The organism is Staphylococcus sp. AtHG25, from assembly GCF_003217445.1.
GTDB classification, from domain to species: domain Bacteria; phylum Bacillota; class Bacilli; order Staphylococcales; family Staphylococcaceae; genus Staphylococcus; species Staphylococcus haemolyticus.
In genome coordinates this window covers 1-23,477 of sequence record NZ_QJSN01000023.1, presented here as the reverse complement: position 1 = coordinate 23,477, position 23,477 = coordinate 1, and the positions used below count along the sequence as shown (strand labels likewise).

The 23,477-nt window shown below is 30.8% G+C and carries 19 protein-coding genes and 3 pseudogenes; 12 read left to right on the top strand and 10 right to left on the bottom strand.

The genetic code is table 11. The features are described 5' to 3' along the window. Positions 1 to 128: pseudogene (locus BDW31_RS11555) on the bottom strand (IS6 family transposase); the annotation flags it as partial. Positions 129 to 232: 104 nt separating this feature from the next. Here BDW31_RS11555 and BDW31_RS11550 point away from each other — a divergent pair. Further along, entirely contained in the window at positions 233 to 2,164 is a 1,932-nt protein-coding gene (locus BDW31_RS11550) for a catalase (protein WP_110709666.1), read from the top strand. A gap of 387 nt (positions 2,165 to 2,551) precedes the next feature. Here BDW31_RS11550 and BDW31_RS11545 read toward each other — a convergent pair whose 3' ends face one another. From BDW31_RS11545 to BDW31_RS11515, 5 genes are all read right to left on the bottom strand, one after another. Then, a complete protein-coding gene (locus BDW31_RS11545) occupies positions 2,552 to 2,647 on the bottom strand; it encodes a type I toxin-antitoxin system Fst family toxin (protein WP_011276848.1) in 96 nt (31 codons plus the stop codon). Positions 2,648 to 2,804: 157 nt separating this feature from the next. Continuing rightward, positions 2,805 to 3,152, bottom strand: a complete 348-nt coding sequence (locus tag BDW31_RS11540) for an ArsR/SmtB family transcription factor (RefSeq protein WP_108017177.1) — start codon at positions 3,150 to 3,152, stop codon at positions 2,805 to 2,807. Between the two features lie 18 nt (positions 3,153 to 3,170). Beyond that, entirely contained in the window at positions 3,171 to 3,788 is a 618-nt protein-coding gene (locus BDW31_RS11535) for a CadD family cadmium resistance transporter (RefSeq protein WP_053025632.1), read from the bottom strand. An 861-nt stretch (positions 3,789 to 4,649) separates the two neighbouring features. Next, positions 4,650 to 4,775, bottom strand: coding sequence for a Rep protein (locus BDW31_RS11525; RefSeq protein WP_232043702.1), 126 nt, complete (start codon positions 4,773 to 4,775; stop codon positions 4,650 to 4,652). A 1,619-nt stretch (positions 4,776 to 6,394) separates the two neighbouring features. After that, the gene (locus BDW31_RS11515) at positions 6,395 to 7,363 is read right to left on the bottom strand and encodes a replication initiator protein A (RefSeq protein ID WP_053025630.1); all 969 of its coding nucleotides are present in this window, start codon (positions 7,361 to 7,363) and stop codon (positions 6,395 to 6,397) included. Positions 7,364 to 7,841: 478 nt separating this feature from the next. Between BDW31_RS11515 and BDW31_RS11510 the strand changes: the two genes are divergently transcribed. Continuing rightward, positions 7,842 to 8,531, top strand: a complete 690-nt coding sequence (locus BDW31_RS11510; protein ID WP_053025629.1) for a DUF536 domain-containing protein — start codon at positions 7,842 to 7,844, stop codon at positions 8,529 to 8,531. A gap of 87 nt (positions 8,532 to 8,618) precedes the next feature. On the opposite strand, the gene BDW31_RS11505 is transcribed toward BDW31_RS11510, so the two are convergent. Then, the gene (locus BDW31_RS11505) at positions 8,619 to 8,972 is read right to left on the bottom strand and encodes a winged helix-turn-helix transcriptional regulator (protein WP_034172881.1); all 354 of its coding nucleotides are present in this window, start codon (positions 8,970 to 8,972) and stop codon (positions 8,619 to 8,621) included. A 102-nt stretch (positions 8,973 to 9,074) separates the two neighbouring features. Between BDW31_RS11505 and hxlA the strand changes: the two genes are divergently transcribed. Together hxlA and BDW31_RS11495 are read left to right on the top strand one after the other, a co-directional pair. Continuing rightward, the gene (hxlA, locus tag BDW31_RS11500) at positions 9,075 to 9,710 is read left to right on the top strand and encodes a 3-hexulose-6-phosphate synthase (protein WP_034172882.1); all 636 of its coding nucleotides are present in this window, start codon (positions 9,075 to 9,077) and stop codon (positions 9,708 to 9,710) included. An 11-nt stretch (positions 9,711 to 9,721) separates the two neighbouring features. After that, a complete protein-coding gene (locus tag BDW31_RS11495; RefSeq protein ID WP_080365868.1) occupies positions 9,722 to 10,237 on the top strand; it encodes a type 1 glutamine amidotransferase domain-containing protein in 516 nt (171 codons plus the stop codon). Positions 10,238 to 10,369: 132 nt separating this feature from the next. On the opposite strand, the pseudogene BDW31_RS11490 reads toward BDW31_RS11495, so the two are convergent. Then, positions 10,370 to 10,604: pseudogene (locus tag BDW31_RS11490) on the bottom strand (YfcC family protein); the annotation flags it as partial. A gap of 56 nt (positions 10,605 to 10,660) precedes the next feature. On the opposite strand from BDW31_RS11490, the gene BDW31_RS11485 reads away from it, so the two are divergent. Then, entirely contained in the window at positions 10,661 to 12,922 is a 2,262-nt protein-coding gene (locus BDW31_RS11485) for an ATP-binding cassette domain-containing protein (RefSeq protein WP_053025627.1), read from the top strand. 138 nt (positions 12,923 to 13,060) lie between these two features. Here the strand turns inward: BDW31_RS11485 and BDW31_RS11480 are convergent, their stop codons facing one another. Further along, positions 13,061 to 14,212, bottom strand: coding sequence for a zinc-dependent alcohol dehydrogenase (locus BDW31_RS11480; RefSeq protein ID WP_034172885.1), 1,152 nt, complete (start codon positions 14,210 to 14,212; stop codon positions 13,061 to 13,063). Positions 14,213 to 14,501: 289 nt separating this feature from the next. Between BDW31_RS11480 and BDW31_RS11475 the strand changes: the two genes are divergently transcribed. The 7 genes and pseudogenes from BDW31_RS11475 (at position 14,502) to chrA (ending at position 22,863) form a co-directional block, all read left to right on the top strand. Beyond that, positions 14,502 to 17,300 (top strand): type I restriction endonuclease subunit R, encoded by a 2,799-nt coding sequence (locus tag BDW31_RS11475; RefSeq protein ID WP_110709664.1) that lies wholly within the window; start codon positions 14,502 to 14,504, stop codon positions 17,298 to 17,300. Between the two features lie 44 nt (positions 17,301 to 17,344). Then, positions 17,345 to 18,901, top strand: a complete 1,557-nt coding sequence (locus BDW31_RS11470; RefSeq protein WP_110709662.1) for a type I restriction-modification system subunit M — start codon at positions 17,345 to 17,347, stop codon at positions 18,899 to 18,901. After that, positions 18,894 to 20,105: a restriction endonuclease subunit S gene (locus BDW31_RS11465; RefSeq protein WP_110709660.1), complete on the top strand. Its 1,212-nt coding sequence runs from the start codon at positions 18,894 to 18,896 to the stop codon at positions 20,103 to 20,105. The genes BDW31_RS11470 and BDW31_RS11465 overlap by 8 nt, the downstream gene beginning before the upstream one ends. Before the next feature lie 99 nt (positions 20,106 to 20,204). Then, a pseudogene (locus BDW31_RS11460) lies at positions 20,205 to 20,842 on the top strand (ArsB/NhaD family transporter); the annotation flags it as partial. 17 nt (positions 20,843 to 20,859) lie between these two features. Next, entirely contained in the window at positions 20,860 to 21,285 is a 426-nt protein-coding gene (gene arsC, locus BDW31_RS11455) for an arsenate reductase (thioredoxin) (RefSeq protein WP_110709658.1), read from the top strand. Positions 21,286 to 21,386: 101 nt separating this feature from the next. Then, positions 21,387 to 21,689, top strand: coding sequence for a PadR family transcriptional regulator (locus BDW31_RS11450; RefSeq protein ID WP_041079224.1), 303 nt, complete (start codon positions 21,387 to 21,389; stop codon positions 21,687 to 21,689). Positions 21,690 to 21,699: 10 nt separating this feature from the next. Continuing rightward, entirely contained in the window at positions 21,700 to 22,863 is a 1,164-nt protein-coding gene (gene chrA / locus BDW31_RS11445) for a chromate efflux transporter (protein ID WP_110709657.1), read from the top strand. A gap of 291 nt (positions 22,864 to 23,154) precedes the next feature. On the opposite strand, the gene BDW31_RS11440 is transcribed toward chrA, so the two are convergent. Further along, positions 23,155 to 23,477: helix-turn-helix domain-containing protein (locus tag BDW31_RS11440; RefSeq protein ID WP_142641278.1), on the bottom strand; the 323-nt coding region annotated here is incomplete at its 5' end.

Genomic DNA, 23,477 nt, shown 5'->3' with positions numbered 1-23,477 from the left:
TGAACGTTTACACCACGTTCCCTTAATATTTCAGATATATCACGATAACTCAATGCATATCTTAGATAGTAGCCAACGGCTACAGTGATAACATCCTTGTTAAATTGTTTATATCTGAAATAGTTCATACAGAAGACTCCTTTTTGTTAAAATTATACTATAAATTCAACTTTGCAACAGAACCAAACTAGATCAGTTAAAACAAGATGAAAAGAATAATGACGGTAAAGCCATGACTACAAATAATGGCGTTAAAGTGAGTGAAGATGAGAATACTTTAACTGTTGGTGAACGTGGACCTAGTTTATTAGAAGACTTTCATTTTAGAGAAAAAATAATGCATTTTGACCATGAGCGTATTCCAGAACGTATCGTGCATGCACGTGGTTTCGGTGCACATGGTGAATTCAAAGTATATGAAGATTTATCACAATATACGTATGCAGATTTTTTAACAAATCCAGATAAAACGACACCTGTATTTGTAAGATTCTCAACTGTTCAAGGGTCAAAAGGTTCTCCAGATACAGTAAGAGACGTACGCGGTTTTGCTACAAAATTCTATACGGATGAAGGTATATTTGATCTTGTAGGTAACGATATACCAGTATTCTTTATTCAAGACGCAATTAAATTCCCAGATTTAATCCATGCTGTTAAACCAGAACCACACAATGAAATGCCACAAGGTGGCTCTGCACACGACACATTCTGGGACTTCTTCGCACAAAACCCAGAATCCACGCACACAACGATGTGGGCGATGAGTGATAGAGGGATTCCGAAAAACTTTAGACAAATTGAAGGGTTTGGTATCCACACGTTTCGCTTAGTAAATAGCGAAGGACAGTCTTATTTTGTTAAATTCCATTGGAAACCATTGCAAGGTTTAGAATCTCTTGTATGGGATGAAGCACAAATCCTACATGGTAAAGATGTAGACTTCCATCGTAAAGATTTATATGAATCAATCGAAAAAGGCGATTATCCTGAATGGGAATTAGGTTTACAAATCATTACCCCAGATCAAGAATTTGATTTTGATTTTGATATTTTAGATCCGACTAAGATTTGGCCAGAAGATCAAGTGCCAGTACAACGTGTTGGTAAAATGACTTTAAATCAAAATGTTAGTAATGTGTTCGATGAAACTGAACAAGCTGCGTTCCATCCTGGTCACATTGTGCCTGGTATTGATTTTTCTAACGACCCATTATTGCAAGGCCGTTTATTCTCCTATACAGATACTCAAATTTCACGCCTTGGTGGACCAAACTTTAACCAAATTCCTATCAATAGACCAGTCAATGAAGTTCACAATAATCAACGTGATGCAATGCACCAACAGCATGTGCATAAAGGGCAAACGGCTTATCACAACAATGCTTTAAATGATAATGAGCCACACACAACATCAAAAGAAGAGGGTGGCTATGAACATTATCAAGAAAAAGTAGAAGGTAGAAAGATTAGAAAACGAAGCGAAAGTTTCAAAGATTATTACTCACAACCTAAGTTATATTTAAATAGTTTAACTGAAGCTGAGTATCAGCATATGGTTGATGGCTTCTCATTCGAAATTGGCATGTGTAAATCAATCATGGTAAAAGAAAATGCAGTTAGCCAATTAAACAAAGTTGATAGACAACTAGCTGAAACTATAGCCAAAAATGTTGGCGTTAAAGTACCTGAGCAAAATGAAGAAGTCGATTCTGATGCGAAAGATAGTAAGTTGACTATGGAAAAATTTGATATTCCATTAGCTGGACATTCAGTTGCGGTTTTATTAAATGGGGATATTTCAGAAGATACGTTAAAATCTTATGCCAAAACATTCACACAACAAAAATTAAACTATGCATTTGTAGGTAAGCAACCTAAAGATATTGATGAAGACTTTGGCGTGACAGAAACTTATGCGACTGCACATCCAACATTATTTGATAGTCTAATTATATTATCAGACGGTTCAGACTTAAATCCCGATGCGGAAGCATTTGCTGAAATGGCTTATAAACACAACAAACCACTAGTGTTTAATGAACAGGCTGCAGAGCAATTAAAAGAAGCTAAATTAAAACTAGATGCGCCAGGTGTCTTTATTTCAGACAATCCTGAAACGATTGTTGAAGCATTTGGCCATGCAAGATATTGGGATAGATAATTTTCTTAGAGTGAAATATCTATAAGTAGTATATCTTATTTATTTTCAATAACAATTTAGTGGGCAAATATAATGTTAGAAAGTGGTTTCTTAATTTAGGTTATTGGCAAAATCCCCCAAGTAAGAATTAGATGGTTGGGTATTATGGATAATAACAGAGAATTTATTTTTATTAATACAAGGAAAATTAATTTAAATTTGGAATAAAAAACAAATATTAATTTCAAACTATATAACTTTATGTTTTTTAATTAATAATAAATACTCTTTTGCATTCCTACGCACTATGATGTTATAATGCACTTAACAAGGAATCCAGCATGGATACACCAATCCCCTCACTACCGCAAATAGTGAGGGGATTTTTGTAGGTGTGGCTATTGTCACCTATTTGTCTTTGCGATTACGCAGCCAATGCGTAAATAACGCAATAATACAACCACTGATGACTGTGGTCGTGATGTGAACAAGGATTTCCAACATGAATAACACCTCCTCCCTACGTCAAATTGACGCCTGAGAGATAGGCGACTCCATTATTATACCATCTGTATCTTTTGAAGCATATGTACTTCCGATAAGTCATTTTATGTTATATCTTTGCTTATTTTTATAGTATCAAGACAAGAAGAAACTCGTTTCAAAAACCCTTCTGATTTTTAGAGAAAAACTCTCTTATTTCATCGTCTTTAATAAAATAATATGCCATCTTTCCCTTTTTATAAAAATCAAGTACCTCATTTTTATATAAAAGTCTTAAATGATGTGAAGTTGAAGCAATACTCATTTTCAATATCAAAGAAATATCACAAACACACAACTCATCTTCTTTAATCAAAGATAATATGATTTTCAATTTTTTCTCATCACAAATTTTTTCTAAAATGTTAAGTAATTTCTTAGATTTATCATCTTCTAAAAAACTTAAAGCATTGTTAACTTTATCCTCATGTACACTGATCACATCACAAGCATTTTCATAACTCATATGAAATCACACCCTAAATTAAAATATAAATCCTAAAATTGTTTGAATAGTGTCATTTTCTATAATGATAAATAAACCTAAAGCTATATAAATAACAGCTATAATCCAACGACCAAATTTCTCAACAATTTCTCCAACTCCTGGAATATCAGCTAATTTTTGTGCAGTAAATACCAAGAAGAAAATTAAAATTAAAAAGACAAACAAAGTAATTAATAAATTAGTAACACTTAATGTCACAAAATAGGGAACAAATAAACCGATATTATCAGCACCACAACTTGCTATCGTAACAATTGCAATCGTACCAACTAATTTAGACAATCCTTTTTCATTCAATTCTTTTTTAGCTCTCTCTTCTCCGTCACTATCCCCATAAATAGCCACTTTAATTCCTAAATAAATCGGTATTAACCCTAACAATCCTAATATCCATTTTTCAGGAACATAATTTAAGACAAAGGCAAAGAATAAACTTATGACAATCAATGCTACAGATCCTACATATTGACCAATATAAATATCTCGATATTCTTTCCTAGTCTTTGCTCTAGCAAAGAACATTAATAAAATCACTAATAAGTCTAATGCTGTCGCAATATAAAGAATAGCAGCAGTTACAATAGTCTGAATCATAATTACACCTCATTCAAAAATATTTTTGAATGTATTATAACTTATTTTTTTAAATAATCATAGGTGCTTTATTCCAATTGCTTTATTGACGTTGAGCCTCGGAACCCTTAACAAACCCAAAACTTGTAGACACAATGGTTATTGATTTACAGGTCCAAAATTCATCGTTATAATCTAGTTAAATCCCGTAAGGGCGCACTTATACGTCGGATAAATCGACGTGTGCAAAATCGTAATCGACCTTCGTCGATTTTTTATTTCAAAATTAAAGAAACGGCTTGAGATATTCCGAACAGTTATAAAAATTAATTTGTCTTGAATATTGCTACTACATTCTTGAAAAAGTGATGTAGATTTATAGCCCATAACTTTTTTGAATTCCATCGACGATACGGCGTCGAAAGAAAAAAACTATCTCAATTTTGGGGTAGCTTTTATTTTTTATGCCCTTATTTTGAATTTTAAGGGGGGCATTTTAAAGAATTAGGGATAAATCATATAGTTTTATATCAAAAACTTATATACGCTCTTAAAACACAAATATGAGCCAAATAAATATATTTTAATTTCACAAACAAAAATTTGAGCAAAACCAGTGACGTTTTTTAGACATTGTCCAGTTATATGCAAATTAAAAATTGACATAAAATGGCTCAAAAACTCATCAACTTTTTTACTTCCTGCAGTGGCAATTTTTTCAAAAAAACACCAAATTTTGAATTGGCTCCAAATTTTTTGTAAGAGCATAAGGGAAATTTGCTATCATTTTTTATTTTTGTACCCTGTTTGTACCCAAGTATTTTTAACATATTTTTAACAAAAAAACGCTACCTTTTTGCTAACGTTTAAGAAAATTTGTTTTTATTTTTCTTCTTCAATTTCATCAATCACTTGATGATTAATTTCTTGTTTTTCACTTTCTGTTAAATCAAAAAGGTCACTCGTTAAATACTCTTTTTTATTCCAAATGTAAAAATATATTGTCAAATCACCTTCTTTTAGAAAATGCAATTTGGCATGTTTTCCGTTCTATTTTATTTCTTTAGACAGTCTAAAATAAATAATACTTTGCTTTTCAATTAACATTTTATAGTTAATTAAAATAATTTTGATACTCGCTAAAATAATTTTAGGAAGATTAAAATTAAAAATTTTGAGTATAATCATATCAATGAATCTTATTAAACACTTTATATTTTTTTAATTCTCTAGTTAATAAAAAATAAAATGATCTTTATTTCGATTCACTTTTCAATAAAATTGAGCATAGAAAAGTATAGAAATTGTTTTATTCTTTCTCTTTTTTTTGAACTTAAAAATAAATAATATGATCATTATTGGATTTGATATTGAGAAAAACGTATTTAATCAATTTCAAAAAGTGAAACAAATGTATGAATTGCTTAGATTACTTTTTTAGTGATTTTGTTGTTGAAATTAATACTAAAAGTAGGAGTCTTAAGAGTCTTTGGTTAAAAAAATTAAGACTCTTAAGAGTCTCGACGTCGACTGAAGCCTATGAAATCAACAAAAAAAGGAGTTTTCAGACAATTAAAAGTGGTCTTGTAATAATTGTAAAGAGTCTGCAATAAAGTATCATATTACACCCTTCGATTCAACGCATAAGAATACTTATAATTACCTTTATATAAAGCTTTTAAGCTATTTATGGTGAACAATTGAGCTGAACGAATAAAAGGTAAATCTTTCAGCTATGCTGAATACCACCGAAGGTGGTACTGGATTTCCTTATGCTCATGTCAAATACTCTTTAAAAAGACTCTCATGTTTGTAATATTTCCAAAAACAAAACGTGCTTTAAGACAAAAGTGGCTATTCTCTTGTTCACTTTTTACTTTAAGTGCTTATTTTTATTTTCAAGATAACCATTGTTAGTAAAATGATTGAAGATAAAAAAAGAGAAAACTAAGTAAAAATATTTACTTAGTTTGGGATAGAAAAAATTCAAATTTAAAATTACATTCGACCCATGTCTTGAACATTAACGACTTACTTTTTGTTTATGATGTATATCAATTGAATCTGAATTTTGATTTTTTGGAATAATAAATTCAACCTTTTCTTTCCAATCTTTAACAAAATAAATAGCAAAAACGATTTTACTAAGTCACTTTTATAACTAAGAAAGATTGCTAAAGAATATAAAAACGGTTAGTGTTTTTATATTCTTTAAAGTTAAAACAACGTTAAATGATCATTTTATTTTTCATCTTATGCGACATGTTTGAGCCATTTTTAAACGAATAATAACTGTTTATAGAAAAAATAGGACTAAAACAGAAACGTTTTAGTCCCACGTACTTGCTTAACTACAGTTCATTTTCAGATTTACTCGATTGCCATTGAAAATAAAGTTCGACTGCAGTTAAAAGAACATTAATCATTGCCAAAGTAACTTTAATCTTTTTCTTATTACGCATAAGTGTTCCTCCTTTCTTTAATAGCGGCATGCTAGGTTGTGACATTGTGTGGATGTTATTTTGTTATCCCTCCCTTACTTTTGTTTGATCTAGGTGGTTGCCTTAGCAACCACTAGTAAATAAAAAAAGAGAACATCTATTTAAAGATGCTCTCTAATTAAATCATTATTGATTAAATAAAGAAGTGATGGGTAAATGATCACGTCGTTTATTAAGTGTATGCATTTCAGCGAATTCAGACTTAAGAGATTTCATTAAGTATCCTTGCATTGATTCAACGGTTTCATTTTTTTGAATAAGCATAGCTTTGAAACGTTTAAGAACGTGAAGTATTTCGATTTCCATATCTTCTAATAAGTAATATGTATCAATAGAATTATTAAAGGACGTTTTGGCTTTTAATAATACAGGTTTGATGATTTTAATTTCATTTACAGAAAAGTTACTTAAATACCTTTGAATACTTTGCGGTAGTTCTTCGAGTAATTGGAATTTTAAAGCTTCATTATTAAAATTTGAATGGTAGTGATTTGAATGATTTGTATGATTACTAGGATATGTTAATTTCTTATCATTCAAATCATCCGTATCATTACTCTCAGTCTTAATATAATCAGTATCATTATAATCAGTATCATTAGTGTATTTTTTTGATATATCATGATATATCATTTTAATATTTCCTGATGTATCATTATCATATTTCTGGATGTATGAATTTGATACATCCGTAGAATATTGCTGCTCTACGTCATTTTCTTGTTGTGTAATACAATATACATCATCTTTTGTTACTTCAGGTTTTTTTAGATATAGTTTATTAGGTTTATTTAATCCCACTCTGATTTGACTAAACAAATCAGCTCGAGTTAATTCCTTCTTTATTTTAGATAATTTGTTTGGGCTACTAATATTTAGGATTTGTTTTAACTTTTCGTTAGTATATATAAAGAATATATCTCCATTTTCATCTATCCAATTATTTTTTATAGATAAATCTAAACGGTCTCTTAATATTGACCAAGTTATTTTTGCATCATTGGACAATTTAGTATATTTAGGATTTGTAAAAAATACTTTAGGCAATCGATAGAATTTTTCTTTTTGGATTTCTTTAATATTAAAATTAGACATACAAAAAACCTCTTTCATATTTAGATTTTTAAAAGAGGTAATAAAAAGTCATAAGTAAGTATATATGTATTAGACTTGCGCTAATAATTCTTAATATATATAATATGAATACAACAACTGTACAAAAACAACTTTTTTATTACCATCGAGGCCTAACTATTCCCGTAGTTAGGCTTCTTTCTATTTATAATAACATTTTTCAAATCTTTGTTACATTTTTTATATATATTTAGTGTATATATCATGTAAGAATGATAAAAGGTTATATTTTGTTTTTATATAGTGATACGAAATGTTATATAAAGAAAGCTATTACAATACGTATAAAAGGCATATAAGAAGTATATAAAGAGAGTAAAATAAATTCGTATAATTATGTGTATACCTTTTATGCATAAGTATAAAAGTGTTGATATGGTAAGTATAATAACTATATAATTATGATAAATATCATATATAGTTATACGGAGGCTACTATATGAAAAGTATGAAGAAAATCGCTGACGAACTAAATGTGACAAAAATGACAGTTTATAATAACGCTAAAAAAGCAAATGTAAAATTTCAAAAAATTGATAACGTAAATTACTTATCTAGTGAAGATGAGATTGTAGTAGTAAATAGAATTAAAAAAAATCAGAAAAAGAGCATTGATGCTGAAAGTAAAATAAATGAAAAAAATTCTGATTCTGATAATAATCAGGTAAAAGATGAAACAATAAAGCAGTTACATATTCAGCTAGATATATATAAGGAACAGGCAAATAGAGATAAAGAACAAATAAATACACTTAATAGACTTTTAGAAAATCAGCAAGTCTTAGCATTAGAAAGCAATAAAAAAATTCAAAAACTAGAAAGCCAATTAGAAGAAGAAAGACAGCTCAATTATTCTTTTGATACAGCGACGAATAATAGACAAAACATTAATCCGCAAGAAGCAACTTTTACTGAAGAATCGCAAAATATCAACCAACAACAAACAAAGCGTCAACCAACAGAAGTAAATTACAAGGATATAGCCGAAGAGAAAAAGAACGACAGTACAAATGAAGGTGAATTAACAAAAGAGGATAAGTTCGTTGAAGAAACGAAGAGTGATCCTGATGATAATAGAGAGGTAGAACCACCTAAAAAGGGATTTTGGAGTCGATTCTTCGGTAATTAAAAATGAATTTAAAAGGTGTATCAAGGGTGTTATAAATCCTTGATACACCTTTTATAGTGATGGAACTTCTGATAATCATTTGTCATGTCAATATCTACGATTATTGTTTTTAAGTGTATCTAGAAAATCATCTCCCCAATCACAAATTGAAAAGACTACTTTATCAAGCTTTAATCCTATTTCAGTCAACCTATAATCTACTTTAGGAGGGACTACTGGATAAACCGTCCTTTCAATGATTTTGTCTTGTTCTAGTTCTCTAAGTTGTCTTATTAACATTCGCTGACTAATATCAGGTAGTTTATTTTGTAATTCACTTAACCTTAAACAATTACTCTGCAAAAGATGGTAAACAATGGCAATTTTCCATCTTCCACCAATGACAGACAAGGCTAAATCTTTCGATGTATAAAATTCTTTATTATTATATTCAATTAACAAAACGAATCCTCCATTTTTATATAGTGACAAAAATGTCAGTATTGTTATTCTAAACAACTAATACCATAATAGCATTATAAAAGATAGAGAGGAGAAACTTTAATGAAATTACAATTAGCAATCGATCTATTAGACCAAAAAGAAGCAGCAAAATTAGCTCAAGAAGTAGAGGAATTCATTGATATCGTAGAAATTGGAACACCAATTGTTATTAATGAAGGACTATCTGCTGTTGAACATATGAGTAAATCAGTCACTAACACACAAGTATTAGCAGATTTAAAAATTATGGATGCTGCTAGTTATGAAGTAAGTCAAGCTGTCAAATTCGGTGCTGACATCGTAACAATTCTGGGTGTTTCTGAAGATGCTTCAATTAAAAGTGCTATCGAAGAAGCACATAACCATGGCAAAGAATTATTAGTTGATATGATCGCGGTTCAAAATTTAGAACAACGTGCAGCTGAATTAGATAAAATGGGTGCTGATTATATTGCAGTACATACTGGTTATGATTTACAAGCTAAAGGCGTATCACCTTTAGAAAGTTTACGTACTGTTAAATCAGTTATTTCAAATTCAAAAGTAGCCGTAGCAGGTGGTATCAAACCCGATACAATTAAATCAGTGGCAGTTGAACAACCAGATTTAATTATTGTTGGTGGTGGCATCGCAAACGCTGACGATCCAAAAGCTGCTGCTAAACAATGTCGTGATATAATTGATGGAAATGCTTAACCATTTTTAATATATGTTTAAACTCCCTCCTTTTAGCAGATGAATTTGAAGATATAGAATTAACTAGTCCAAAAGAGGCATTAGAAAATGCTGGTTTTGAGACTGAGATTATTGGTGATACAGCTAATCATGAAGTTGTTGGTAAACACGGTGAAAAAGTAACTGTAGATGTTAGTATCGCAGACGCTAAACCAGAAAATTATGACGCATTATTAATTTCTGGTGGATTTTCACCTGGCCATTTACGTGGTGATGAAGAAGGTCGTTATGGTACATTTACTAAGTATTTCACTCAAAATGATGTACCAACATTTGCGATTTGTCATGGCCCACTATTATTAGTTGATACTGATGATTTAAATGGACGTACAATAACTGGTGTTATCAATGTACGTAAAGATTTATCTAATGCAGGAGCACATGTTGTTGATGAATCAGTTGTAGTAGACAACAATATTGTAACAAGTCGTGTACCAGATGACTTAGATGATTTCAATAGAGAGATTATTAAAAAATTAGAAGCATAATTTTGTGATATCTATCAATATTCATTGTCTTAATGACTATCGCCAAATTTAAAAAATTTGGCGATATTTTTTTAGTTGAGACATTATATGAATAAACCGAAAACATAAAATTAATTTTAAAAGATGTTTATATTAATGTAATATAACTTGAGTTACTAATATGCTATCCCCGAATACAAGTACAAAGATAACAACTGGCCAAACGAAACGGAACCAATGTGAATAACGCATATTGACCAAATTGATACGCAGATACAATTATATGTCTAGATATATCAACCGTATCAGCTAATGCTGCAAAAATAGGCTTCGCTAGTACTGCTAGTCCAAAAGATGGAATAATGAAACTTAGGAAGAAAAAGATAAATTAAGTTAGTGTGATAATTTAATCAATTGATAAAAATTATAATGGAGGGTGAATTTATGAATGATATTACTATTATAGGAGCTTCACAGAATAATTTAAAAAATATAGATATAACTATACCTAAACATTTGATTACAGTATTTACAGGACGTTCTGGTTCAGGTAAGTCATCACTGGTTTTCAATACAATAGCTGCTGAATCTGAACAACTTTTAAATGAAAGTTATTCTAGCTATATTCAATTTCATTTAAATCAGCAACCTAAACCAAAAGTAAAAGAAATTAAAAATCTTCCTGTAGCAATGACAATTAGTCAAAAAAGATTTAATGGTAATTCTCGCTCTACTGTAGGTACAGTGTCTGATATATATGCCTCTGTTAGATTGTTGTGGTCAAGGGTAGGTGAACCTTTTGTTGGTTATTCAGATGCTTTTTCATTTAACAGTCCCAATGGTATGTGTAAAACATGTGAAGGATTAGGTTACATTGAAGACATTAATTTAAATGAACTCTTAGATTGGAACAAATCTTTAAATGAAGGTGCTATTAATTTTCCTTCTTTTGGCCCTGATAAAGAAAGAGGGAAAGCTTATCGTGATAGTGGTCTATTCGATAATGATAAAAAATTAAAAGCATATACAAAAAAAGAATTAGATTTGTTTTTGTATCAGGAGCCAATAAAATTAAAAAAACCGCCCGAAGAATGGCGAAAATCAGCAAAGTATGTAGGGCTTATACCTAGGTTTAGAAGGATATTCTTAGGGGATAAAGAATTTAACAAGAAACGTTACGCTAAGCATCTTAAAAATGTTGTAGAAAATAAAACTTGTCCAACCTGTAATGGTCAACGTTTAAATTCAAAAATTTTGAGTTGTAAAATTAAGGGAAAAAATATTTCAGATTTTACACAAATGACTGTAAAAGAAAATTTAGTGTTTCTTAATAAATTAAACAATTCTACAGCTCAATTTATTATTGAACCACTTCGAAAGCAATTAGAAGCCCTTGATTATATAGGATTAAGTTATTTAACGCTTAATCGTGTAACCACTTCTTTATCAGGTGGAGAAGCACAACGTCTTAAATTAATACGACATTTGAACAGTTCGCTATCTGATTTGGTTTATATCATTGATGAACCCAGTGTTGGTTTACATCCAGAGGATATTACAAAAATAAATGAAATTTTGAAATCTTTAAAAGATAAAGGTAATACAGTATTAATTGTAGAACACGATCCTGATGTAATTAAAGAAGCAGATTATATTATTGATATGGGACCAAGTTCAGGAACGCAAGGTGGAGAGATAACGTTTGAGGGAACATACAAAGAATTATTGTCTTCAGATACATCTACTGGGGAAGCACTACGTATCAAACATCACTTAAAAAATGAGAGACGTGAACCAAAGAGTTTTTATCATCTTGGACCAGTGACCCAAAACAATTTGAATAATGTGACAGTGGATATACCTAAGCATGTTTTGACAGTATTAACGGGAGTAGCAGGTTCTGGGAAAAGTTCACTTGTTAAGGGCGGTTTTGCCAAGAATGATAATGCAGTATTTATGGATCAAAAAGCGATACAAGGTTCCAATCGGTCTAATTTACTAACTTTTTTAAGTATTTTTGATAGAGTCAGAAATTTTTTCAGTAAAGAAACTGGATTAAATAAATCTATGTTTAGTTATAATTCGAAAGGAGCTTGTCCCAATTGTGGAGGTAAAGGTTATATTGAAACAGAGCTTGCATTTATGGGCGAATTTTCACAAATATGTGAAGTGTGTAACGGTAAACGTTATAAGCCAGAAGTGTTGAATGCAACTATAGATGGCTATTCTATTGCTGATTTCCTTGAATTGACTGTTGACGAAGGTATAAAATTTTTTGATAAAGAAAAAGACATTCAGTCTAAGTTACAAGCTATAAGTAAAACTGGATTAAATTACGTAACCCTTGGTCAGCCTCTATCTACATTATCAGGTGGTGAAATTCAACGCGTTAAATTAGCCCAATATTTAAATGATGATGTTACAGATAGTATTTTTATATTTGATGAACCTACGACAGGTTTACATGAAGCTGATATTCCTATATTGATAAACTGTTTTAATGACCTTATTGAACAAAATAATACTGTTATTTTAATTGAACATAACTTATCAACAATGTGTGAAGCTGATTGGATTATAGATGTAGGACCAGGTCCTGGTTTAGATGGGGGAAAAGTACAATTTAGTGGATCGCCTATGAACTTTGTTAAAGAAAATAAAACATTAACATCTAAGCATTTGAAATTATATATAGCAAACGATTAAATTTGTTTGATAGTTTCATATAGCAGTGATTAGATTTAGAAATTTTATAATTTAACGATTCTGAAAATTAGCACATGAAATTAATAAAAGAGTCTATATACTGGTCATAATCTGTATATAGACTCCTTTATGCATTTATTATTGTGGTTTTAAAACGACTTTAATATTGTTATCTTTTTTCTGATCGAAAATATCATACGCTTGTTTTGCTTCTTCTAAAGGCATGGTATGCGTTATAATTTCTGTTGGATCAAACACTTCATTTTTAATCATTTCATATAATTTTGGCATTTGATGAATAACTGGCGCTTGACCACTTTTTATTTGAACATCTCTATTAAAAATTAAATCTACTGGAAAATTATCTGCAGGTGTAGCATAAATACCAGTTAATTGAATGGTACCAAATTTTCTTACTGATTCTGCTGCTGTAATAATTGGACTAATATTACCGCGTTGTGCTGAGTTTGAACTAATCTCTAAATCATCTTGAGCGACTTGTCCATCCATTCCCACACAATCTATTACAACATCTGCACCGCCACGTGTATTTTCACGAAGTAATTTTCCAATATTATCTTCTTTAGAAAAATTATACACTTCAGCACCATTGAATTTTTTCGCATGGTTTAATCTATGTTCCACATTATCAATGGCAATCACACGTTCAGCACCTTTTAATTTAGCAAATTTTTGTGCCATTAAACCGATTGGACCACAACCTAGAACAATAACAGTGTCACCAGATTTTACGCCCGCATGTTCTACACTCCAATAAGCTGTTGGCACAACATCAGATAAAAATAATACTTGTTCGTCTTTCAAATCACTATCTGGAACTTTGAAAGAAGAGAAGTCAGCAAATGGAACTCTTAAATACTCTGCTTGTCCTCCCCAGTGGTTCCCGTGCATGGCACCAAAACCGAAAAGTCCACCATTGTCCATTTTCCAATTTGCAGGGGATGGATTAGAGTTGTCGCATTGAGACTCCATATGGTTATTACAATAGAAGCAGTCACCACAACCGATGTTAAAAGGTATAACCACTCTATCCCCTTTTTTTAAAGTCTTAACGTCTTTTCCTACTTCTTCTACAATTCCCATTGGCTCATGTCCGATAACAAAACCAGGATCCATAAATAAATCGCCTTGATGATAAAGGTGTAAATCAGAACCACATATACCTGAAGCTGTTATTTTAATAATTGCATCTGTTGATTCTTCTATCGTTGGATCGTTTACTTCACGAACTTCCATATTTTTATGTCCTTGATAAGTAACTGCTTTCATTTAAATCACCCTCCTAAAAATATATACCCTTTTAATTTTTATATAATACAATTCTATTTTTGTTATTGAATTAGCAAAATGACAATATCAATACGTTAAATAGTTTTTTTAGAAAATCAACAAATCTTGGCCTTAGAAAGTAATGAAATATACAAAGACTAGAGGGCCAATTAGAAGAAAGACAAATTAACTACCTATAATCATCACTTATGTTAATAAAAGATAAAGGTTCGCTTCTATTAATATGATATATTAAAATAAATAGTAATAAATAAAGGATGAGTAGTAATTGGCGTACCAGAGTGAGTTTTCCTTAGAGAAGGAAATGATGAAGCAATTAAAAGAGAATGGATATGAAATCGTAACAATTAAAAACGATAAACAACTATTAGATAATTTTCGTTCTATATTAAACGAACGTCATAAAGATAAATTAAATGGCCAACCATTAACAGATAAAGAATTTCAGCGCTTATTAACCATGATTAATGGTAAAGGAATATTTGAAAGTGCACGTATCCTGCGCGACAAATTACCATTAAAACGCGATGATGAATCAGAAGTATATTTATCCTTTTTAGATACTGCGAACTGGTGTCAAAATAAATTCCAAGTGACGAACCAAGTGTCCGTTGAAGATACATACAAAGCAAGATATGATGTGACGATTCTTATCAATGGATTACCACTAGTTCAGGTGGAACTCAAACGTCGAGGCGTTGATATCAATGAAGCATTTAACCAAGTAATGCGATATCGTAAACAAAATTACACAGGTCTGTTCCGCTATATTCAAATGTTCATTATTAGTAATGGAATAGAAACACGTTATATCTCTAATAATGATGGTGAAATTTATAAGAGCCATATGTTTTATTGGAGTGATAAACATAATAAACGCATTAACACACTCAATGATTTTACCGAAACATTTTTAAGACCGTGTCACATTGCGAAAATGATTTCACGTTACATGATTATTAATGAAACAGATAAAGTGTTAATGGCGATGCGCCCATACCAAGTACATGCCGTAGAAGCATTAATACATCAAGCAACAGAAACCTCAAACAATGGCTATATTTGGCATACAACCGGAAGTGGTAAAACTTTAACATCATTTAAATCCAGTCAGGTATTATCAGAACAGGAAAATATTAAAAAGGTGATATTCTTAGTAGACCGCAGAGATTTAGACAGTCAAACGGAAGAAGAGTTTAACAAATTCTCAAAAGGCGCCGTCGATAAAACGAAAAACACATCACAATTAGTGCGTCAGTTGAATGATAAGAGCTTGCCACTCATTGTTACAACGATACAAAAGATGTCTAAAGCGATTCAAAACAATGCGGACGCTTTAGAACAATATAAAACAGATAAAGTCGTATTTATCATCGACGAGTGTCATCGTAGTCAATTTGGTAATATGCACCGCATCATACGTCAGTACTTTAATAATGCGCAATACTTTGGATTTACTGGCACACCTCGTTTTGAAGAAAATAAAAGTCAAGATGGACGCAGTACGGCAGATATTTTTGGTAGATGCTTACATACATATTTAATTAAAGATGCGATTCATGATGGTAACGTGTTAGGGTTCTCTGTTGATTATATTAATACAATTAAAGAACATACTATTGAAACTGAAATAGATGATATGGTCGAAGATATTAATAAAGATGAGGTATGGATGTCAGATAATCGTATCGAGTTGATTGTCAGACATATTATTGAAAATCATGATAAATACACACGAAATCGACAGTATTCAAGCATCTTAACGGTACAAAGTATTCCTGCATTAATCAAGTACTATAAATCTTTTAAAAAGGTTAATCAAGAATATGACCGCCCATTAAAGGTAGCAGGTGTCTATTCACTTGAACCTAATGAAGAAACCAAAGAAGCTAACAATGAAGAGATGAAAGTAGAAACAACACGTGAACATTTAGATACAATAATGAAAGATTATAATGAGATTTTTGATACGAATTTTACAACAGACACAATCCAAGAATACTTTAATAACGTATCTAAAAATGTGAAAAAGGGGGTTAAAGATAACAAAATCGATGTCCTAATTGTTGTTGACATGTTCTTAACAGGTTTTGACAGTAAAGTACTGAATACATTATATGTTGATAAAAATCTTAAACATCACGGCTTAATCCAAGCCTATTCACGTACGAATCGAGTTGAAAAGGAAACAAAGCCCTTCGGTAAAATTGTGAATTATCGCGATTTAAAAAAAGCAACGGATAATGCACTTCAATTATTTTCACAAACAGAAGATACCGATCGTGTATTAATGAAGAGCTACGATGAATACAAAGCTGAATTCGTCGATGCTTTAGCTGAATTAAAAGCTATTTCACCGACACCGCAACATATGGATGAAGTCCAAGATGATGAAGGAAAGAAAGCCTTTGTCGAAGCCTATCGTTTAGTGTCTAAACTGGTATTAAGAATGAAGGCATTTGATGAATTTGAGTTTACCTCTTCAAGTGTTGGTATGGAAGAACAAGACTTTGAAGATTATAAGAGTAAATATTTTGCGATTTATGATCAAATAAAAGGACCGAAAAATGATAAAAATAAAGTATCCATTTTAAATGATATTGATTTTGAAATTGAAATACTACGTAACGATACGATTAATGTGTCTTACATTATGAATTTAGTACGTCAAATTGATTTAACAGATAAAGTTGAACAACAACGAAATCGTGAACAAATTAGACGTATTTTAGATACGGCAGATGATCCTAAACTACGTCTAAAAAGTGATTTAATTAAGGAATTCATAAATAAGGTTATTCCGGATTTATCAGAAGATGACGATCTTGATGAAGTATATGTTACCTTTGAAAATGCGAAAAAAGAAGAAGAATTTAATGAATTCGCGGATCAAAAAGCAGTAAATGAAGAGATGCTGAAAAACATTACAAGTGAATTTGAATACAGTGGTATTCTTAATAACGATAAAGTTAAAGATTTAGTATCTGGCATGAAACTACGAGAAAAAAGACAAACAAAAGCTGCGATTGCATCATTTGTCGAAAAAGTCACAGAAAAATATAGTTAATAAAAGCGGATATACAAAATAATCATTAATGGGGGAAGGACACATTGTCTATTACAGAAAAGCAACGTCAACAACAACAGGAATTACATAAGCGCCTATGGTCTATTGCGAATGATTTGCGAGGCAACATGGATGCGAGTGAATTTCGTAATTATATCTTAGGATTAATCTTCTATCGCTTCTTATCTGAAAAAGCAGAAGCAGAAGTCGCAGAAGCGTTATCTGACGAAGAAATAACGTACGAAGAAGCATGGAAAGAAGAAGAATATAGAGAAGATCTTAAAGCAGAATTAATAGAAAATGTGGGTTACTATATTGAACCACAAGATTTATTTAGCAGTATGATTAAAGAAATTGAGAACCAGCGTTTCGACATTGAACATTTATCACAAGCGATCCGTAAAGTTGAAACATCAACATTAGGCCAAGACAGTGAAGCAGACTTTGTTGGTTTGTTTAGTGATATGGACTTAAGTTCGACTCGATTAGGAAACACAGTTAAAGATAGAACGTCATTAATTAGTAAAGTAATGGTGCATTTATCAGAACTGCCATTTGTGCATAGTGATATGGAAATTGATATGTTAGGTGACGCTTACGAATTCTTAATTGGTCGTTTTGCGGCAAATGCAGGTAAAAAAGCAGGTGAATTCTATACACCGCAACAAGTGTCTAAAATTTTAGCGAAAATCGTGACACAAGGTAAAAATAAATTAAGAAACGTCTATGATCCTACGTGTGGGTCGGGTTCATTACTATTACGTGTAGGTAAAGAAACGAAAGTGTATCGTTATAATGGTCAAGAGCGTAACAATACAACATATAACTTGGCTCGAATGAATATGTTGTTGCATGATGTGCGGTATGAAAACTTTGATATTCAAAATGCGGATACATTAGAAAATCCAGCATTTATGGATGAGAAATTTGATGCTGTTGTGGCTAATCCACCGTATAGCGCTCATTGGTCAGCAGATAATAAATTTAATGATGATGAACGTTTCAGTAATTACGGTAAGTTAGCTCCTGCAAAAAAAGCAGATTATGCCTTTATTCAACATATGATTCATTATTTAGATGATGAAGGTACGATGGCTGTCGTTTTACCACATGGTGTCCTATTCCGTGGCCAAGCTGAAGGTGTAATTCGTCAATATCTTATTAAAGAAAAAAATTATTTAGATGCGGTGATTGGTTTACCAAATAATCTATTTTTTGGTACATCAATACCAACATGTATTTTAGTGTTTAAAAAATGCCGTGAAATAGATGATAATGTGGTATTTATCGATGCATCACAATCATTTGAAAAAGGTAAAAATCAAAATCATCTTACAGATGAAGATGTTGATAAAATCATCGAAACATACCGTAACAGAGAAACAATTGATAAATACAGTTATATCGCTTCATTAGGTGACATTAAAGACAATGACTATAACTTAAATATCCCTAGATATGTCGACACATTCGAAGAAGAAGACCCAATTGACTTAGACCAAGTCCAACAACAACTAGTAGATATTGATAAAGAAATAGTTAATGTAGAATCAGAAATCAATGAATACCTCAGAGAATTAGGAGTGTTAAAACATGACTGAACAAATAAATACTCCAGAATTGAGATTCCCAGAGTTTAAAAATGAATGGAAATTAGAGAATTTAGGTAACTTAGCGGATATAGTGCGTGGTGCTTCTCCAAGACCTATTAAAGATTCTAAATGGTTCGATGATAATAGTGATATTGGTTGGTTAAGAATTTCAGATGTTACTCAACAAAACGGTAAAATTAAATTCTTACAGCAGCATTTATCGACTGAAGGACAAAAGAAAACTAGAGTTCTCTACGAACCACATTTACTTTTAAGTATTGCTGCTTCAGTAGGAAAACCAGTTATTAATTACGTAAAAACCGGAGTACATGATGGCTTTTTAATATTTATGAAACCTAAATTTGATTTATATTTTATGTTTAATTGGTTAGAAAATTTTCAATTAAAATGGAATAAGTATGGTCAGCCTGGTAGTCAAGTAAATTTAAATTCTGATTTAGTGAAATCACAAAATATTTATATACCTTATTCATATGAAGAAGAAGAAAAAATGGGGACTTTCTTCAGCAAACTTGACCGACAAATTGAATTAGAGGAACAAAAGTTAGTGAAATTAGAAGAACAGAAAAAGGGATATATGCAAAAGATTTTTTCTCAAGAGTTAAGATTTAAAGATGACAATGGAAACAGTTATCCTGATTGGTCTATTAAAAAGATTGAAGATATTTCTAAGGTTAATAAAGGGTTCACTCCAAATACAAAAAATGATGAATACTGGGATGAATTAAATGAAAATTGGTTATCTATAGCAGGTATGACACAGAAATATTTGTATAAAGGAAATAAAGGAATTACTGAAAAAGGAGCATCAAAGCATGTAAAAGTAGATAAAGATACTCTAATAATGAGCTTTAAATTGACTTTAGGTAAGTTAGCTATAGTAAAAGAACCTATCTATACAAATGAAGCTATATGTCATTTCGTATGGAAAGAAAGTAATGTTAATACTGAGTATATGTACTACTATTTAAATTCTATAAATATAAGTACTTTTGGTGCACAAGCAGTTAAAGGAGTAACATTAAATAACGATTCAATTAATAGTATTATAGTAAAGTTACCAGTGATACAAGAACAATATAAAATAGCATACTTTTTCAATGAATTAGATAAATTAATAAGAAAACAATACGCTAAAATTGAATTACTAAAACAACGTAAAAATGGATTACTACAAAAGATGTTTGTTTAATTCTGATAACGACCTATTATGTAAACTAAAGTATTTCAAATAATTATCTATATTAATACTCTCATCATGATTGTGTTATAAATGTTCAATACAGAAAATCTTTCAGATCCTAAATTATTTAAGCTTTCATGGATTGTATTAGCAATACTACTTGTAGGTTATCTTGTTAGTGAGTTTATTCAAAAATACCTGTGTCAATCATTGCTGGTATTATTGCTCTTATCTTTGTAATATTAGCTCGTAAATCTAAAGCAGTTCATACAAAACAAGTCATTAAAGGAGCACCATGGAATATTGTTGTATTCTCTATTGGTATGTATCTTGTTGTGTTTGGACTAAAAAATGTAGGTATTACAACGATTTTTGGGGATATCCTAACAAATATTTCAAGTTATGGGTTGTTCAGCAGTATCATGGGTATGGGCTTTATAGCTGCTTTCTTATCTTCAATCATGAACAACATGCTAACTGTTTTAATAGATGCAATAGCGATTGGTCAATCCAGTGCTACAGGTATATTGAAAGAAGGTATGATTTATGCGAATGTCATAGGTTCTGATTTAGGACCTAAAATAACACCGATTGGTTCTTTAGCAACATTATTGTGGCTACATGTCTTAACACAAAAAGGTGTGAAGATTTCGTGGGGGACATACTTTAAAACTGGAATTATCATTACTATTCCAGTCCTATTTGTAACACTCTTAGGTTTATACCTTACACTAATCATATTTTAAGAAAAGAGGCTTTAATTATGGATAAGAAAACAATTTATTTTATATGCACAGGAAACTCTTGTCGTAGCCAAATGGCTGAAGGTTGGGGAAGGGAAATATTGGGTGAAGATTGGAATGTCTATTCTGCAGGTATTGAAACGCATGGAGTAAATCCTAAAGCAATAGAAGCTATGAAAGAAGTAGATATTGATATATCAAACCATACGTCAGACTTGATTGATAATGATATTTTAAAACAATCAGATTTGGTCGTAACGTTATGTAGTGATGCAGACGATAATTGTCCTATTTTACCTCCAAACGTACAAAAAGAACACTGGGGTTTTGATGATCCTGCAGGTAAAGAATGGCCAGAATTCCAACGTGTTAGAGATGAAATAGGTAATACAATTAAAGATTTTAGTAAAAACATCAAGTATCTACTTGATGTTTTTTACTACTAATTCACTGATTTCAAACTTAATAAATTAATTGACAAGAGTATTTACACACATTAAAATCGAATTACGATATCGTAATTCGATTTTAAATAAGGAGAGATATATTGAAAAGTAAAATACAACGAAAACTATTTTTAGGATTTATCTATATCCATATATTACATCATGCAAAAGAAGATAAAATATATGGGGCTTGGATGATTAAAGAATTAGAAGAACATGGTTATAATATGAGTCCTGGTACCCTTTATCCAATATTCCATACACTAGAAAACGAGAACCTTTTAAAAAGTACCACGAAAACTGTAAATGGAAAAAATAGAAAATACTATTCAATAACTCCAGAAGGTGAAAAGTTTTTAGAAGAATCTAGAGAAAAATTAAAAGAGTTAACCAACGAAATATAAGGAGACCTTTATGTATAAATATATAAATATTTTTTTTGTTGCATTAAAACTTGGTTTATTATCATTCGGTGGACCTACTGCCCATTTAGGCTATTTTTATGATGAATATGTAAAAAAAAGAAGATGGCTTGATGAAAAAGAGTATTCTGATTTGGTAGCACTATGCCAGTTTTTACCTGGTCCTGCAAGTAGCCAAGTAGGTATTGGTATAGGAACTATAAGAGCCGGCATCGGAGGAGGTATTATCTCATTTATCGGATTTACGCTCCCATCTGTAATTATACTAATGATTTTTTCAGCGCTATTTACAAATAGTGATGTAAGTTTCACTTGGATGCAAGGTTTAAAACTAGTAGCTGTTGCTATTGTAGGCCAAGCTATTATAGGAATGGGTAAAAAGTTAACAAATACCAAAACCACTATTGCATTAGCATTATTTGTTCTTATATTATCGTTAGTAATAAATAATCTTTATATACAAGTCATTGCACTATCAATAACTGGTGTATATGGTCTCATCTTTCTAAAACAAACATCAACAGATAGAACCAAAATAAAAAACAAATCATTTAAGTTACCTAAAAAATTAGGTTTTGTTTCATTATCATTATTCTTTTTACTATTAACTGTATTACCTATCGCTAGTTCTATGACAAATAATCTATGGTTAAAAATGTTTGATAGTTTTTATAGATCAGGTTCTTTAGTTTTTGGAGGAGGACATGTTGTCTTACCTTTATTGAAAAATGAGTTTGTACCATCAGGATTAATATCACCCGATAACTTCATAACGGGTTATGCTGCTGCTCAAGCTGTACCCGGACCGTTATTTACGTTTGCTTCATACATTGGTATGTCTATGGAAGGGATTGGAGGAGCAATTTTGGCTACTATTGCTATTTTCCTACCAGCATTTCTTTTGTTATTTGGAATTTTGCCATTCTGGGATAATATTAAATCTAATATTTATGCTGAAGGATTTTTAAAAGGGATAAGTGCAGGCGTAGTCGGTATTCTTATTGCTGCTTTTTATAACCCAATTTGGACTTCAACGATTAAATCAGAATTAGATTTTGCTTTAGCCAGCTCATTGTTCATATTATTAATGTATTTTAAATTGCCTTCTTGGGCTATTGTTTTGATAGGTATTATTTTAGGTATTTTATTTTATTAATATAAATCAACGAATATAAACAATAATTAAAATACTTATATTCTATACGAGTCTGGACATAAATCCCGGGCTCCTTTTATAACTTTATAAACTAAACACTATAGATAATATTAACTTATTTAATATTATTTATGCCATTTAAAGAACAAAATTTGTGCCATATAACTCCAAAACTGACAGTGCGAATTCGCACTCTTTTTTCTTGTATAATTATTAAAAAATCATTTCAATAATATAATATGAGTTTTGAGATACTGTGAGAGTCTCTTATTTGCATTGACAATCAATTTATCAAGATAATCCCTTATCATGTTTAATTCTATAAACTGTTTGTCTTGTAATATTAACTTCTTTGGCAATTTTACTAATTGCTCGCCCTTCTTCTAACATTTCTACAACTCTATGATAAATAATACGTTTTTGAGGATCTTTCGCATTGGCCGAATATAATAAAGGGCGTCCTTTATACACACCTTTTTCTTTCGCAACTTTAATACCCTGGGCTTGTCTACGTTTACTTTCATTTCGTTCTTGTTCTGAAACCATTGCTAATATTTGAATGATTAGGTCTTTCATAAATTTATCTAGTAATGGATTGCCAATAACTTCGTTCA

Bases quoted from the DNA above. Each gene is read 5' to 3' on its own strand.
- BDW31_RS11550 (WP_110709666.1), top strand. From the start codon at position 233: ATGACTACAAATAATGGCGTTAAAGTGAGTGAAGATGAGAATACTTTA.
- BDW31_RS11545 (WP_011276848.1), bottom strand. From the start codon at position 2,647: ATGTTGGAAATCCTTGTTCACATCACGACCACAGTCATCAGTGGTTGT.
- BDW31_RS11540 (WP_108017177.1), bottom strand. From the start codon at position 3,152: ATGAGTTATGAAAATGCTTGTGATGTGATCAGTGTACATGAGGATAAA.
- BDW31_RS11535 (WP_053025632.1), bottom strand. From the start codon at position 3,788: ATGATTCAGACTATTGTAACTGCTGCTATTCTTTATATTGCGACAGCA.
- BDW31_RS11515 (WP_053025630.1), bottom strand. From the start codon at position 7,363: ATGTCTAATTTTAATATTAAAGAAATCCAAAAAGAAAAATTCTATCGA.
- BDW31_RS11510 (WP_053025629.1), top strand. From the start codon at position 7,842: ATGAAAAGTATGAAGAAAATCGCTGACGAACTAAATGTGACAAAAATG.
- hxlA (WP_034172882.1), top strand. From the start codon at position 9,075: ATGAAATTACAATTAGCAATCGATCTATTAGACCAAAAAGAAGCAGCA.
- BDW31_RS11485 (WP_053025627.1), top strand. From the start codon at position 10,661: ATGAATGATATTACTATTATAGGAGCTTCACAGAATAATTTAAAAAAT.
- BDW31_RS11480 (WP_034172885.1), bottom strand. From the start codon at position 14,212: ATGAAAGCAGTTACTTATCAAGGACATAAAAATATGGAAGTTCGTGAA.
- BDW31_RS11465 (WP_110709660.1), top strand. From the start codon at position 18,894: ATGACTGAACAAATAAATACTCCAGAATTGAGATTCCCAGAGTTTAAA.
- arsC (WP_110709658.1), top strand. From the start codon at position 20,860: ATGGATAAGAAAACAATTTATTTTATATGCACAGGAAACTCTTGTCGT.
- chrA (WP_110709657.1), top strand. From the start codon at position 21,700: ATGTATAAATATATAAATATTTTTTTTGTTGCATTAAAACTTGGTTTA.